The organism is Nocardia rosealba, assembly GCF_020216065.1.
Taxonomy (GTDB): Bacteria; Actinomycetota; Actinomycetes; order Mycobacteriales; family Mycobacteriaceae; genus Nocardia; species Nocardia rosealba.
Genome location: NZ_JAIWNA010000002.1, coordinates 813,979 through 828,869, shown reverse-complemented (window position 1 = coordinate 828,869; position 14,891 = coordinate 813,979). Strand labels below are relative to the sequence as shown.

Sequence of the window (14,891 nt, the reverse complement as noted above, 5' to 3'; positions counted from 1 at the left end):
AATCTTGGCGGACGAAGTTGCGGGGATGTCCGTGCGGCAGCGGATGCGGACGTTGGCGGTCGAAGCTCGACGCTCGGCCGGGACCGCCGAGTCGACGAGGCTGCTCGACGAGATGGCGGCGCGGGGTCGTGCCGGGGCGCGGACGGCGAGTCTTCTGGCGGTCGTCGGTGAGCAGCGCGATTATCTTCTGGCACAGCTTGATTCGGCGGATCAGGAGATCGCGTCCCGCGCTCTGACGGGATTGATCCGCCTCGGGGTCGATCCCGAGGCGGTCGTCGACAGATTGCCGGAAGCCTCACAACGAACCCGCAAGAGCATCCGCCGGGCGCTCGCGCGCGGTGACCGCCGGGAAATCGCGGATGCGCTGATTCCCAGCGCTACGGACGTTGTACGGGGACGCGGAGGCGGCGCGGGTCCTGCCTTCGTGTTCGTCCGCTGTGGTCACCGAATGGCTGCGACGCTCGCGTACGCGGTAGCGAGCCGGACTACCTTGTCCGGCAAGCACATCGGTGTAGTCTTCGATTTCGTCGAGGCCCGGTCGGGGAAAGCAGACCGCGCCGAGTGGCGAGAACTGTGGGCATGGGTCACCGCGAGCCCGGTCGCCGCGGCAGATTACGCACCGGACCGATTGCTCGCCCTGGCCGCGGCAGCCATCGATTTCGTCCCGGTGACGACACTGAACCCGGTCGTCGGAAAACTCGCACGCCACGACCCGCGCGCAGTTCATCGACTGATGCTGCATCCGAGCGGGAACGGCCGCGCGCTGGCGGGCCCCGCGTTGTGGCGAGCAATGCGATCGCTGTCCGACGACGAACTGCGCCAGGCATATCTCGGCACCCGGTCGAAGCGCGAATTCCTGCGCGCACTTCCACCGTCGCGACGCGCCGCGATCGCCGGAGCCGACCTCGCGCGGCCGGGCTCGGCGCCCGCCGCGGTGGATCTCGCTCTGCTCGACATGATTCCCGGTCCAGCTCGGGCAGCGATCGCCCGCGAACTCCTGTCCCGGCCCGGCGGCACCGACATACCGGATGTCACCGACAGGCTCACCGCACGACTCACCTGGGCGGAAGCCGAACCGCCGCTGACCGCAGCCATCCGGCGCCCGACCGCCGACGAGCGTGCCACCGCCTACCCGCAACTCGTCACGGCGGCGGTGGGAAGTCGCGATCCATCGGTGATCACCGAACTGCTGTCTCTGTTGACGCGGTTGCGCAACGAACAGGATCCGGTCCGAACCAGCGCACTCGGCGCGGTCGCCGACATCCCGATGTCGCTGTTCACCACCGACCACCTGCCAGGCATCGAGCGACTCGCCACCGACGCACTGCAAGCACGCGACCGATCGTGGAATACCTCGAACGCGGTCGGCACCCTCGCACGCACACTGCTGCTGCACGGCGGTATCACCTCCGAACCGGCGTTCACCGAGGCCGCGCTCCGCATCATAGGCAGTCTCGCCGACCTGTCGATCGACCCGAATCTGTCCGGATTGCACCGCAATCTGCCCCGCGGGGCCGAACAGCGGATTCTCACGACGCTGCTCCCCCGGCTCGAATCCGAGGCGGAGCGGGAACGCTGGGGACTGTGCCTGAGTTTGGCCGACGGACTCGGACACCGCGCCTTCGACCTGCCCGAACTCCAACGGCTGATCCTGCGCGCCTGTTCCGCGTCCTCGGACACGACTGTCCGCCAGGCTGTTCGGCTCGCACTCGCCGCACCGGCCACCCGCGACAACCACCTCGACGAACTGCTCGCCCGCGATCGTTCCCTGATCACGCTGCCGCTGGTCCAGTCGCTGATCGGCGAGCGCCGCACCGATCTGCTCGACACCCTGCTCAACACCAGGACACCTGGCCGGTTCCTGTCGGGGAAAGTGGTGTTCGTGCCGATGTTCCTCACCGGGTTCCACCGGTGGTCACCGCACCACATCGACCGCTACGCCCGACTGCTCTACGACTACGCACGCGGCCGCAAGACCACGCCGTACGAGCGAGCCTCGGCGATCCGCCAGCTCGGCCGTCTGCCCGGCAGTCTCGCTCGGGTGACGTGGTTCGTCGACAACGGCGAACTCGTCGATGCCGAGGCCGCGCTCACCGCACTCGGCACCAGCGACGAGCCGGCAGCCGCCATCAGCGTCCTGGCCCGGCATGTGGGCGACGATCGCGCCCGCGTCGCGGTGAGCAGTATCGCGACCTGTGCGAAGTGGATAGCACCGGCTCGGTTGTCGAGCACCGTCGCACCGCTGCTCGAGTCGCCGAAGATCACCGCGCGCAAGGAAGCGATCAGGCTCCTCGCCGAATTGCGGGCCCCTGACGCGTTGCCGATCATCGCCGGGCTCGTTACCCGTCCCGATGCGCACCGCGACGTGCGACGCGCGGCCGTGTTCGCCACCCGATTCCTCCTCGACAACGACCAGACCTGGGCGCTGCTCGACGACGCCGCAGCCGATCCGGAGGTAGCAGGCGCCATACTCGACATCGGCCCCGCGGTGCTACCGGTCCCGCAGCGGCAACGGTTCGCCGCGCTCGTACGCGACCTGGCCGCCGCTGACGACCCTCGCGTGGCCGCCGCCGCGCTCAACGCACTGGGTTCGTGGCAGCGTTGGTGGGCGTCAGGCACCCGGGAGGTGATCGTCGACCGGCTTACCGACCTCGAAACGATCGGCACCTGGGTAGCCGCGATGCGCGCACTGATGGCTGGTGTCCGAACCGACGGCGACCCGGCAGCAGTGATCGAGACCGTCCACAGGCTGCGTAGCTCCGATTTCAGTGCCGTCGACCGGGATATTCCCGCGCACCAACGTCTTTCGAAGTTGCTGCACTGGTTCATGACGGTCGTCCGCAACCACCCCACGAGCCCGCGTGCGTTCTCCGCGCCGGTCGTCGCCGCATTGGCCGACGACCCGATCTGGCACGACCAGGTCATCGAACTGACCGTGGTGGCAATCCGCTGGACCGACCCCGCCGGTGTCCTCACGACCCTCGACGAGGTCGCCCGCTACGCCACCGGGGCCCTGGTCACCCGACCGGCCCATCACCTCGGCCAACGGCTCAACTCCGAACTCGACACCACTCCACCGACGACGTTTCTCACGATCAGCACCGAACCCGCCCGCAGCCAAGCACCTTCCATCGCATTGGCCGCACTCGCCATCGTCGACCGCTACGCAGGAAAGTTCGGCTGGTCACCGGAGTGGGCTCGATTGCTGACAGCATTGCGCGCCCACCCCGACCCCGATGTCCGTCGTACCGCCCACACTGTCTTCATGGCTCCGGAGTAGCCACGAAGCGAGGCTCATTCGGGTGAACAACCGTGCTCACGGCTCGTCGAGCACTTCTTGCAGGCGGGCGGCGAAAGTGGCTGGTTCGTTGACGAATCCGGTGTGGTCGCCGGGGAACAGGACCGGGTCGACGCCGAGCGCCGAGGCCAGTTGGCGGGCGGTGCGGTCGCAGAGCTGGCCGGTGGAGTCGGTGCCGATACCGACGATGGCGCGGGTGGGGATCGTGCGGAGCAGGGGCGGATCGGGCACCCATGCGGTGGTGTGGCGCAGTTCGTGGATGAGCCAGTAGCGTTCGCTCGCCACCTGGCGCGGGTCGCGCTCGGTACCGAACATCTGCTCGAGGACCGGGTCGGGAATCGGAATGTCGGCTTGGGCGAAGAACTTCCGCCACGCGCCGAGCACATCGCCGTCGGTGTAGGTGGCGATGATGTCGTCGGTACGGGCGCGCTGAGCGTCGGCGTCGGGGAGCAGTTCGCGCAGCGGGGGTTCGTGGGCGACGACCGTGGTGACCAGGTCGGGGTAGTTCTGGGCCAGGGCGAGCGCGGACACGGCGCCGCCGCTGGAACCGAACACCACCGCCGGGCCCGCGTCGAGATGGGTGACGAGCCGGGCCAGGTCGTCGGCGCGGGCCGCGACGGTGGAGTCCTGATCCGGGTTGTTCAGGACGCTGGCGTTGTGGCCGCGCGGGTCGGTGGTGAGGACCGTGTTGGTGGTGGCGAGCTGCTCGGCCAGCGGGGCGAACGCGGCGGCGTTCATCGGTGCGCCGACGAGCACCATCAGCGGTCCCGACCCCCTGACCTCGTAGTACAAGCGGGCATCAGGCACCACGAGGGTGCCGGTGGTGACGGCGGAACTGGCGGTCATGAGCCTCTCCCGGATCTCGGCCTACAGGTAGCACCCATAAAGACGGTGCCCACCGCCAGAACTCATCGCTGCCCGCGAAAAACTTTTTGTGAACTCAGTTGTAGGACTTCGCCACCCCGTCGAGCAGGTTCTCGAGCGTCTCGTACGCGGGGACGTCGACCACGTCGATCAGGTCGGCGGGAACCGGCACCTTGCGCTCGGCGGCCACGGCGGTGAACTGCGCGTTGTCGCCTGTGCGGAAACCGTGTTCGGCGGCGAGACGGCGCAGTTCGGCGTTCTCGGTGAGCAGCTTGCCGATACGGTCGCCGGTATCGGTGAACGGGACCAGCGTGTGGCTCGACAGCACGGTCGGTGTCGGATAGGCGAGAACCATGTCGTCGGTGATGCGTCCCTGCCCCGCGGCCTCGACGAACTGGGCCTCGTAGATGCACACCATGGGCGTCGGACCCATCCCGTTGGTCAGGTACTGGGTGAAGGGCCCTTCGCTGCTGTTATCGGTGTAGCCCTGGGCGAGGAACAGTTTCGACAGCGTCGGCAGCACATGCTGTTCGGCGGTGCCGCCGCGCACGATGGTGTGATCGTTGGCCACATAGCCGGCGATCGCCATGTACATCGCGGCGGAGTTCGAGGTACGCGGATCGGTGGTGGAGACCAGGATGTTCTTGGCCACCGGGTAGGTCGTGTTGCCGGGCAGGTCGTCCCACTGCACACCCTGGGCGGTGAGCTCGAGGTAGCGCTGCATGTCGAAGGTCGCAACGGGGCCGGGCTTGATCACGCCTGCCGCGGTGAGCAGGTCGGCGATCGGCCGGTAGGTGGCGATCGCGATCGGTGAGGAGAACGGCGTGTACCCGGCGGTGACGTTGCGCAACCGCTGAATGCGTTCGGCGGCGGGCTTGCTCGACGGAAACGCGAAATCGAAGCTCTCGAGGTTCACCTCGGTGGCGATCTGCCGCGATCCCGCGGGCTGCACCTCCACCCGGATCCCGTTGTCGGTGAGCACCTTGACGACCCGCTCGTCGGCGAAGAACGACATCTTCTCCGACCCGACCACACCGCGCACCACCGTGACCGCGCCGACCGGTGCGGCGGCCGGGCTTTCGGCGCTGCTGGGCCACAGCGTCATCCCGGCGGCCACGATCGCCACCGCCCCGACCGCACCGACCGACAGCGAAACGAGCTTCCGCCTGCTCACCGACGGCGCCGCGGGCTCCTCCTCGGCGACGACCGGTTCGGCCGGCTGCTCGGTGGCGGCAGGGCGCGCGGTGGGCGCGGGCACGCGCACGGTCGGGTCGGAATCGGCGAGTTCGTTGCGCACGATCCGCTCCACCAGGATCGGCACGAACTCACGGATCGGCTTGCCCTCGAAGCGGGTGTGCGCGGCACCGACGGCCGAGGTCACCTGCTCGACGGGCACATTGTCCGACAGATCTTCGACCAGGCTTTCGGTCATGCGCCGCATGGCCTGCTTCTCACGTTCGACGGCATCGGCAGCTACGCCGGGGATTACGCGCGACACCACAATTCTCCTGGTCATACTTCGGGCTGCGGACGCGGCGCGCGGCGACCTGCGCACGCCGCGGGCCACGCTACCGGCGCGCAGCACAGTTACCCCAGCTGTGAACGGCCCGGCACGCAGAGTTCAGCACCCGCTCCGCTTCCGGCAACGTCATGTTGTCCGGATGTTCGTCCACCGCCGCGAAAAGTGCACTGCGGGTGTGGGATTCGGGGTCAGCGGTCGGCGACGGCCTGTGTGTTCACCGTCGGTGCGGGCGCGGTGGCGGTGTGTGTGGCCCGCACGATACCGGCGGCGAGCAGGTCGAGCACGCCGATCACGATCAGTCCGCCGCCTGCCATCGTCGCCAGGCCGGTGACGGTCTTGAAGGTCATGGCGATGATCGTGATGCCGATCGCGAGGGTGCCGAGCCCGCAGAGCTCGGCCGTCCAGCTGTCGGCGCGATCGTCGTCCCACACCGCGACGAGTGCGAGCACGATCCCCCGCACCGTCCACCCGAGCCCGATCCACAGCGCGAGCAGTTCGATGTTTCCACCACTGAACGCCAGCACGGCCAGCACCGACGTGAGGGCGGCACTCACCAGTACCAGCACCCGAAGCAGGAACCCGATCCGCGCCCACAGTGCCAGGAACCCTTGCACGAGCGCGCTGATCACCAGGGCGATCCCGAAAATCAGTGCCAGCGTCGATTCGTCGCGCCCGGGCCACAGCAACGTCACCACCCCGAGCACGAACGACGCCCCGCCCGCGATCACCATCGCCTGCCGGGTCCCCCCGCTGTGCTGCCCCTCCCCGTCGGTCAAGGACATGCCGCCCACCCTATGCCCGTTGAGCCCCGGTGCGGCTCAACCACCGTGGCGTGGCGCCGCCTACGGGCGTCGTGCGTACTGATCCACCAGCGCGGCGCACCGACAACGCCCGTCACCTCGGACCGGCGTCCTGAACTATCGCTTCCTCGAGACGTGCATGGTGATCCTCGCGGTGACGAAGGCGTTGGCGTCGGCATCGAGGACGTCGACCGGGACGACGAGTTCGGTGGGGTCGTCGCCGAATTCGGGGATCGGGTCGAGGTGGGCGACGGCGGTGACGCCTGTGGTGGCCTTGGATTTGTATTCCACGGTCATCCCGACCGGGATCCAGCGGTGGGTGGCCGGAATGGTCGCGTCGGTCATCATGCCGCCGGCGAGTTCGGCCATATTGCAGGACGCGATGGCGTGGTAGGTGCCCAGGTGGTTGTGGACGCTGCGACGGTTGGGTGCGGTGACCCGGCACAGTCCGGGACGCAACTCCTGGATCAGGGGGTGCACGCTGCGGAAGTAGGGCGCTTTGAAACACAGCGCCTGCGTGAACAGCCAGTTGCCGAAAGGCAGGCGTCGCAGCGTGTTCCAGAGCGCGAGGTTGGTACTGGCCGCCTCGGTGGTCATGGTCGGCATCCTCCGGTCTCGTCTCAGCGCAGGGCCGCGGTGACGGCGGCGTACATGGTGTTCTTGATGGCGGCGAGAGTGCCGGGATTCTTGCCGAGGATCGGGGTGAGCTTGGCGGCGGAGTCGGCGACGAGCTCGGCTTCGGTGGCCGTGGCGTCGACGAGCCCGGCGGCGAGGGCATCCGGACCAGAGAAGCGGTGACCGGTGGTCATCGCCGTGACCGCGGCCTGCGGGCCGAGTTTGGCCTGGATGAGAGCGGCCATGCCGGGGGTGAAGGGGATGTTGATGTCGACCTCGGGGAAGCAGTAGTAGCCGCGGTCCGCACGCATGATCCGGAAGTCGTGGGCGATGGCCACCATGGCGCCCGCGCCGAAGGCATGGCCGTTGACGGCGGCGACGGTCGGCAGCGGGAACGTGAGGATGCGGGCGAACAGTTCCTGAACTCGGCCGACGTACCATTCGCCTCGGTCGCCGTTGGCCATCAGCCATTCCAGGTCGAGCCCGTTGGAGTAGAACTTGCCGCTGCCGACGGTGATCAGGCCCTGCGCTTCCTGCTCGATGGTGTCGAGCTGGGCGTTCACGCTGTCGATCCAGTCCGGGGAGAACCGGTTTTCGTTGTCACCGAGGGTGAGCACGGCGATCTTGTCCTCGTAATGCACTGTCGCGGTCATGGTGTTGCCTCTCATTTCTTGGGGGTGGAATCGTCAAGGGGCAGGGCGAGAACGGCGCGGACGGCGGCGGCAAGCCGTTGGCGCACTGCGGTTTCGGGTTCACGACGGCCACGCAGCAGCAGGGCGGTCGGCAGTTCGACCACGCAATCGCGGACAACGGTCACCGCTTCCCGATCACCTCGCCCGTAGACGCCGCGCGCCAAGTCGACCAGCAGTCCGGTGAGCAGGTCGTCGAGCCGTTGCAGTTCTTCGGCGATGTCGCCGGGGATCTCGCTCGATCCGAGCAGTTCCTGCCTGGACACGGTCAGCAGGAAACGCCCCGACACCGGGTGCTCGAGCAGGAATTCAGCCGGTGTATCGGCGGCCGCAACCACCGCTTCGATCGCATGTTCCGGCGCGGAACTGGTCGCCAACGCCCGGTCGACAGCTCGACGTTGCAGCTCGAGGAACCGTTGCGCGGCGCGCAGCCAGGTGCGGCCCAGCAGTCCGGCGCGCGACCCGAAGGCGTGATAGATCGCCCCGTTCGACACGCCGGTCGCCTCCGACAGTGCCCGCACAGTGACAGCAGTGGGACCGGAGTCGACGGCCATTGCTTCGGCGGCATCGAGCAGGTGATCGAGATCGTGTATCCGGGGGCGCGGCATGAACCGAGATTAACAGAGCATGCGCTCTGTAACAATCCACAAGGCAGTGGCCCCAAAGCTCCTTACGTGACAAAGACAAGGGGGCGGATAGAGAGCGATCACTCCGATATGGCCACTATCGACGCCTCGGCGTCGTTCTGATACATTTTGTTTCATAGTTGTGAAACAGCTTGTATCGAAAAACGGAGACGAATGAGACCACCCGATCCGCGCGTCGAGCGCAGCCGCAGTTCCGCCCTCGCGTCAGCGCGCGAACTGCTGGTGGAACAGGGCCTGGCGGGGCTCACTCACGGCGCGGTCGCGGCCCACAGCGGAGTCAGCCGCGCCACGCTGTACCGGCACTGGCCCGAACCGGCCGATCTCGTCCGCGATGCGGTTGCCGGGCATATCGCGGCGGTGCGGCCCGAACCGACCGGCGACCTACGCGCAGATCTGCTCGCCGTGCTTTCCGTGACGCGCGCGATGCTCCACGAACCGGTGATGGAACAGGCCATGCGCGTCATCATCGAAAGAGCCGGAGTGGACCCGCGTTTCGCGGAGGTCAAGGTGAGGCTGTACCGGTCCGGAACCGGAGCGGTTCGCGCGATCCTGGCCGATGCCATCGCTCGCGCCGAACTACCGGCGGGACTGGACATCGACCTCGCCGTCGATCAATTGCACGGCCCGTTGTTCTTCCGTCGGCTCGTAGCCCATCGAACGTTCGATCTCGATTACGTGCGTCGTGTCGTCGACGAATTCCTGCGCTCTCACCAGCCCCAAAGCCCACGCCTGCAAGGACACTCATGATCCCGCTCGGAAACGCCGCCCGCCTGCTCGCCGGAGTCGTCGCGCTCGCCACGATATTCGGGGCGCTACTCGCTGATTTCCTGATCCCGGCCGGCGCGGCACAACACCTGCGAAACGACGCCTGGCCCCCACACGCGAAGTTCCACGATGCCCAATACATCGTCATGTCGCTGTTGCTCGGCGTCATCGCACTGGTTCTGCTGATGCGACGGGGCGGCGACCGATTTCCCACGCTCGGCTGGGCCTGCGCGGTCCTCGCCGTTCCGTGGCTCGCGCTCCTCGGCGCACTGCTCTTCCCCGGCACGGCCATCCAGGACCCTGAGTTCGACAATCCGTCGGCACTCGGCCTGCACCCCCAGATACTCCTGTCGCTGATCCTGCTGGCCCTCCTGCTTGCTGCCGTTGCGCTCGCCGCCAGGCAACGACCGGGCGCGGCAGCGGAACCGAGGCGCGCTGACTCCGATCGAGGCGGATTCGGGGCGTGAGGGTTCAGAAGAACCAGCCCAGTTCGGGCGCGCGCGGTGTCGTGAAGGCTTCGGTGAAAGCGGCTAGGGCGGAGAGGTTTTCGGAGTGTAGGCGATGGGCGATGGCATAGGCGGTGGCTCGGTGGGCGCCGAAGTAGAGGCCGGCGAGAACGTTGATGTCGCACGTCAGGACGGGGCGGCGCGTGGTCGGGGCGCATTCGGCGTGACCGTCGCGGATGTGCAGGGCGAAGGTGCCGCCCGCGTCGCGGAAAGGATCGTGGACCGCGATGACCGTGTCGAGGTCGTGGCGGTAGGTGCGCGCGGTGAGGGCCGCGGGGATATCCATGAGGCGGGCCCACAGGGAATCGCCACGGCTGGTCAGCTGGACGGCGCGCGGGTTCGTCAAGAAATAGGGCAGCGGGTCGTCGTCGGCGACGTTGGCTTCGACGGTGTCGACGAGATCCATGCCGAGCAGGACCCGCCACAGTGCGATGTGGGCCTCCGTAGTGACGGCGCGCCATTCGGCGACGACGACGGCCGATTTGCCGTCGTCGTAGCGGCGGCGATACAGGACGTAGCCATCGGCGTGGAGCAGCACGAACAGGGAAGTGGCGTTCCCGCGATGGCGTTGCGGATCGGTGAAGACGAGGTCCCATTTCGCGTCGGGACGCCGCTGGGCACCGGGTGTGCGGGCTTGCCATCGGTCGTAGACGGCACGGATGTGGTCGGCGGCCTCGGCGAGGGTGCTGAGCACGACGCCACCGGGATCCGGTGTGCCGGGGCGGAACTCCGCCTTGCGCCGATCCACGACCACCGTGTTGTCGAAAATCGCCGTCTCGTACCCGAACCGGCCGTAGATCGAGCCTTCACTGGCCGTGAAGATCGTCAGCGGCAGCCCGTCCGCCTCGGTGCGTTCGTGTTGCGCCGCATACAGGGCGCGCAGGATGCCGCGCCGCCGATGCGTCGGCGCCACCGCCACGCCCGACACGCCGCAAGCCCGCACGCTGCGCTCCCCCGGCACCGTGACGCTCATGGTGATGTCGACCGTGTGCCCGACGATCCGATCGCCGTCGACCGCCACCAACGACCTTTCCGCCGGGAAGATCCGCAGCTTGTGCTCGAGCTCGGCCTCCTCGTACCGCATCCCGAACCCGGTCTCCTGCAACAGCACGATCGCCTCCGCGTCCGCGCGAGTAGCTTCCCGTACCCGAATCGTCTGCACCGAAGTCATGCACCGCACCCTCCCACGCCGGGCCGCCGATCACACCTGATTTTCCTCCGGCGCCGTTGCGCGCGTCCGCACGCTGACAACTTCCACCACCGAGCGACGCACTCCCGCAAGCACATACGGTGCGGCGACCGCACCCACCGCATCGGGCAGCGGGTCAACGGGGAGGCGATGGATGCGTAGCGTCAGGTCAGAAGACACCGGCAGGTCGGTGTGGGTGTCGGTGTCGATCGGCTGTACCGAGTTGTCCGGCAAGTCGACCCGACGCACCTGCACCGCGGAGTCGACGGTATCGCTGTAGTTCTGGGCCTGAGCGGTCGCCCGACCGGCGAGGAGGTCGACGACGGCGTTCACCGCCACCGGATCCCGGGTGGCGTCGTAAGCCCATCGCCGCCCGAGGACACCGTGTTCCATGGTGCCGACCAAGGCTTCGTCGGCGCCGTGCAGTGGCGCACCTCGGTACGTCAGCGGGACATGGTAGAGCTGCGGGCCGGTGGCCGAGTCGTCGATCAGGAGCAGGAATTCGATGCCGACCACGCCGTCGGGATCGTCGAGCCGGAAACCGCCCGCCTTGCTCAGGCGCGGGGTGGTGCCGCGATACCACCGTCGTGTCGGCAACCATGCTTCGAGCAGCTCGAGCTTGCTCGGGGTCAGGGTGGTCTGGTGAACGATCGCCATATCGCAGGCTACATCCGAGCCGTCATCGCGCGCAGGTCCGGCAGCGAGCCGATGCGCTGGGTGACAGGACGGCCGGGGGCCGCGGCCTGGGGTGAGCCGGTCGTGCGCAGCAGGGTGCGAACAGATTCCGGGGTGGCGCGGCCGGGGCCTGCGGACCGGATGCCCTGATAGGCGGCGATCGCGCCGACGACGATCGGTGACGCGCTCGAGGTGCCGCTGAACTCGTCGGTGTACCAGAGGTCTTCGTCGTCCCCGCCCTGCAGGTCCCCGTAGCCGGTGGTGGTCACCTCACGCCCCCAGCCCTGCACGTCGAGGCGGGCGCCGTAGTTGGAGAAGCCCAGGCGGGAGCGCGCCGGGCCGTGGTCGCGGCCGTGCAGTCCGGGCGGTGGTGCGCCGGCACCGACGATGATCGCGCCGGAATCGTTGTTACGGAACGGGTTTCGCCAATCGGTGGGAAAGTCGGCCGGTCGGGTGTCGTAGATCGGCGCGTCCAGGTCCTCCGCACCGTTGCCCGCCGCTTCCACCACGATCACGCCGCGCCCGACCGCGTAGTGAACGGCGGCGAAATCGTCGGGCCACCACTCGACGGCGATGTAGCCGCGCTGATCGGGGGTTGCCCGGTAGTCGAATCGGGGTCCTGGCCGGTGCAGTTCGATGAGCAGCACGTCACCGGGGTCGAGTGCGTCGGCGGCGGAACGGATGGCCGTCGCCGAACCGATCCCGAAGATCGAGATCGCCCGGATGTGCGCCTCGGGCGCGATACCGGTGATGCCGAACGGATTCAGATCGCCGCTGATCTCGCCTGCCACCGCCGTGCCGTGGTCGCGCCAACCCCGGTCCGTCGACGCCGTTCCGCCGATGATCCCGCCCTGGTTGTGGCGCAGATCCTCGTGGGTGAATCGCCACGCGCCCTCGATGTCGATGACCCGCACGCCGGTGCCGAGACCACCGGGGCGGGTATGCGCCCAGGTCGCGTCGATCCCGTTCGGCGCCGCGTCCAGGTACGCCTGCCTGCTGCGGAAGTCCGGAGTCACCGATGGTGCCTCCGTGGCGCGGGCAACGGTTGCGCCGGGTGCGAGCGGCGGTTCGGCGGCGGGTTTGACGTACGCCGCGGTGACGGTGTCTTCGGCGCGCAACCGGTCGGCCACCTCGGTCAAATCCCCGACCGCACCGACGACCCGGTGATAGCCGAGGTAGGAACCGGCCTGCGCGGCCTGCGGTGTATCGGCGAGTTTGCCCGCGAGCCGGTTGCCCGGCCCGAAGATCGGCACCAGATGCGCGTCGCCGGGCAGCAGGCCGTCGACGTGACCGCGTACCGCACTGGTCTCACGCAGAGCGGCCGGTGTCAGATCGGGCCCGGTCGGGGTGGTGACGACGATCAGTTCCGCAGGCGACACGGCGGGCGCGGGTGTCCCCGAGTTCCGCTGCCTACTGGATCGGGTGGAGGCCATGGCTACCAGTGAACAGGGCGTGCGCGCACACCGCCACCGTTGTGCCGCATCAACTTTCGCGACACGCCGATCACATGACCACGGCCACCGCTCCGGCCACCGCGATCGCACCCACATACAGCAGCACCAGGCGGGTATCGCGCAACCAGCACCGGCTGCGCCGCAGTCCGGCCCGCCATGCCCGCCAGTAACCGGCGAACGCCAGCGCACCGAACGCGGCGACCGCCCAGGGACCGAACAACCAGGTGAGCAGTGCGGCGGTCGCCACCACACACAGGGTCAGCGGGTCGTGCGGTGGACGCGCGCGCACCGCCTCGTCGTAGTAGACGCCACGCTGCGAGCTCACCGCACCTCCATCGGCAGCAGTTTGCGCCCGGCCGGGGCCGCCACCGGCAACCGCTGCCGGGACAGCGCAGGCCATGCCTGCACCGCGCAGAACGGGGCGCACTGGTCGGCCTCGGAACGGGTGCCGACGTGCACACAGCACTGGGTGAGCCGTTCCTCGATCATCGTCGAGATGTCCATGAACGGTTTCACCGTCACCCGCACGACTCGCTCCCCCAACAGCTTCCGCAGCCGTGCGCGCCGACCGGGCAGCGCCGAGGACGCCAGCGTCAGCAACGTCGACATCCCCAGGTCGCAGTGCTGACAGATGTTCTCCCACACCTTCCCGATCTCCGGATGCGACAGCGACGACTGCTCCGACAACAGCCCGAGCAGCGACTCACGCACCGCTACCCGCAGCTCGGCGGGCAGATCCGTATCGGCGATGCGGTTCGACACCAGTCCCAGTTGCGACTTCAACCTGTCGTGGCCGATCAGCGACACCAGCGAGCGCCACTGTCCGGCGTCGTCGCGCAGCAGGTAGCCGACCGAGCAGCAGTGCGGATGCGAACACGGCAGGGCGGTGAGGTCGCGCCAGGTGACCTGACCGCCGGTTTGCGGACCGAGCCTGCGCAACACACCGGTATGGGTTAGGCGGCGCAGCGGGTCGATGTCTCCGGAACGGCCGGAACCGAATTGGGGCTGGATCGACACGCCACCGACGAACGGGGTGTCCATCGCCGTACGCAGCACCGCACCGATCTCGTCGTCGTTCACGTCGAGCGCCACAGTCATCACCAGGGTCGTGAACACACCTGCTTCCGAAAGGCGGTCCAGTGCCTGCTGTTTACGCAGCCGCAGATCACCACCGCGATGATGACGTGAGGCCTGCGCCGATTCGCCGTCGTACTGCAAGTACACCTCGACCCGGTCGCGATGCGCACCGACCAGGGCGAGCAGCTCGTCGTCCACGGCCAGGCGAACACCGTTGGTATTGAGCAGGATCCGGGTGATCGGCCGGGCGGTCAGCTCGGCGAACAACCGGGGCAGCTCGGGATGCAGGGTGGGTTCGCCGCCGCTGAGCATCAGGACGTCCAGGCGCCCGTCTTCCCTGGCCAACCGCTGGTCGACATTGGCGAGGACATCCTCGACCGCGACGACTCCGCGCAGTTCCGGCGACGAATCGGCGAAACAGGTCGGGCAGCGCAGGTTGCAGCTGTCGATGATGTCCTCGAGCAGGATGCAGGTGTGCTGGGTCTGCATCTCGGGCAGACCGCGCAGATACGCCGCGGGCACCGGGTCGAAATTGCCCGGCACATCGGGACGGTGGGCCTTGGTCGGTGCGGTCCACTCCTCGAGATAGGCCAGGATCTCGGGATCTTCGTCGTAGAGAGTGCGCACCATGCCGTGACGCGGGCAACCGCGTTCGAGCCACACCTGGCCGTCGCGCTCGGCCAACCACCCCGACAACCGTGCGACCTCCGCCAGCGGACGGTCGTCGTGGCAGTGCGGGCAGAACGCGGTGACGTAGCGCAGGATGCGGTCGCCGCGCAGCGGCATCCCG

Annotated in this window: 14 protein-coding genes; 3 read left to right on the top strand and 11 right to left on the bottom strand. The window is 68.2% G+C overall.

The annotated features are described in order from the left end of the window. Nucleotides 1-448: 448 nt before the first annotated feature. On the top strand, nt 449-3,280 hold the full coding sequence (locus LDL21_RS10810) for a hypothetical protein (protein ID WP_225279873.1): 2,832 nt from the start codon (nt 449-451) through the stop codon (nt 3,278-3,280). 36 nt (nt 3,281-3,316) lie between these two features. Here the strand turns inward: LDL21_RS10810 and LDL21_RS10805 are convergent, their stop codons facing one another. From LDL21_RS10805 to LDL21_RS10780, 6 genes are all read right to left on the bottom strand, one after another. Then, nucleotides 3,317-4,144 carry an alpha/beta fold hydrolase gene (locus LDL21_RS10805; RefSeq protein ID WP_225279872.1) on the bottom strand — a complete coding sequence of 276 codons (828 nt, stop codon included), beginning with the start codon at nt 4,142-4,144 and terminating at the stop codon, nt 3,317-3,319. Between the two features lie 94 nt (nt 4,145-4,238). Then, nucleotides 4,239-5,660 (bottom strand): three-helix bundle dimerization domain-containing protein, encoded by a 1,422-nt coding sequence (locus tag LDL21_RS10800; protein WP_225279871.1) that lies wholly within the window; start codon nt 5,658-5,660, stop codon nt 4,239-4,241. A gap of 212 nt (nt 5,661-5,872) precedes the next feature. Continuing rightward, nucleotides 5,873-6,466, bottom strand: coding sequence for a DUF308 domain-containing protein (locus tag LDL21_RS10795; RefSeq protein WP_181697228.1), 594 nt, complete (start codon nt 6,464-6,466; stop codon nt 5,873-5,875). A gap of 135 nt (nt 6,467-6,601) precedes the next feature. Beyond that, on the bottom strand, nt 6,602-7,090 hold the full coding sequence (locus tag LDL21_RS10790) for a hotdog fold domain-containing protein (RefSeq protein WP_225279870.1): 489 nt from the start codon (nt 7,088-7,090) through the stop codon (nt 6,602-6,604). A 14-nt stretch (nt 7,091-7,104) separates the two neighbouring features. Further along, nucleotides 7,105-7,752 (bottom strand): enoyl-CoA hydratase-related protein, encoded by a 648-nt coding sequence (locus LDL21_RS10785; RefSeq protein ID WP_225279869.1) that lies wholly within the window; start codon nt 7,750-7,752, stop codon nt 7,105-7,107. 11 nt (nt 7,753-7,763) lie between these two features. Continuing rightward, nucleotides 7,764-8,396, bottom strand: coding sequence for a TetR/AcrR family transcriptional regulator (locus tag LDL21_RS10780; RefSeq protein ID WP_225279868.1), 633 nt, complete (start codon nt 8,394-8,396; stop codon nt 7,764-7,766). A gap of 192 nt (nt 8,397-8,588) precedes the next feature. Between LDL21_RS10780 and LDL21_RS10775 the strand changes: the two genes are divergently transcribed. Both LDL21_RS10775 and LDL21_RS10770 read left to right on the top strand, forming a co-directional pair. Beyond that, nucleotides 8,589-9,182 (top strand): TetR/AcrR family transcriptional regulator, encoded by a 594-nt coding sequence (locus LDL21_RS10775; RefSeq protein WP_181697224.1) that lies wholly within the window; start codon nt 8,589-8,591, stop codon nt 9,180-9,182. Continuing rightward, on the top strand, nt 9,179-9,667 hold the full coding sequence (locus LDL21_RS10770) for a DUF6640 family protein (protein WP_225279867.1): 489 nt from the start codon (nt 9,179-9,181) through the stop codon (nt 9,665-9,667). The genes LDL21_RS10775 and LDL21_RS10770 overlap by 4 nt, the downstream gene beginning before the upstream one ends. 4 nt (nt 9,668-9,671) lie before the next feature. Here the strand turns inward: LDL21_RS10770 and LDL21_RS10765 are convergent, their stop codons facing one another. The 5 genes from LDL21_RS10765 to LDL21_RS10745 all read right to left on the bottom strand — a co-directional run bounded on the left by LDL21_RS10765 (nt 9,672) and on the right by LDL21_RS10745 (nt 14,887). Further along, the gene (locus LDL21_RS10765; RefSeq protein WP_225279866.1) at nt 9,672-10,877 is read right to left on the bottom strand and encodes a GNAT family N-acetyltransferase; all 1,206 of its coding nucleotides are present in this window, start codon (nt 10,875-10,877) and stop codon (nt 9,672-9,674) included. 30 nt (nt 10,878-10,907) lie between these two features. Next, nucleotides 10,908-11,552: a maltokinase N-terminal cap-like domain-containing protein gene (locus tag LDL21_RS10760; protein ID WP_225279865.1), complete on the bottom strand. Its 645-nt coding sequence runs from the start codon at nt 11,550-11,552 to the stop codon at nt 10,908-10,910. A gap of 8 nt (nt 11,553-11,560) precedes the next feature. Further along, the gene (locus LDL21_RS10755) at nt 11,561-13,003 is read right to left on the bottom strand and encodes a S8 family serine peptidase (RefSeq protein ID WP_225279864.1); all 1,443 of its coding nucleotides are present in this window, start codon (nt 13,001-13,003) and stop codon (nt 11,561-11,563) included. 70 nt (nt 13,004-13,073) lie between these two features. After that, entirely contained in the window at nt 13,074-13,349 is a 276-nt protein-coding gene (locus LDL21_RS10750; protein WP_225279863.1) for a hypothetical protein, read from the bottom strand. Next, nucleotides 13,346-14,887: a radical SAM protein gene (locus LDL21_RS10745; protein WP_225280337.1), complete on the bottom strand. Its 1,542-nt coding sequence runs from the start codon at nt 14,885-14,887 to the stop codon at nt 13,346-13,348. Before LDL21_RS10745 ends, LDL21_RS10750 begins: the two co-directional genes overlap by 4 nt. Nucleotides 14,888-14,891 lie beyond the last annotated feature (4 nt).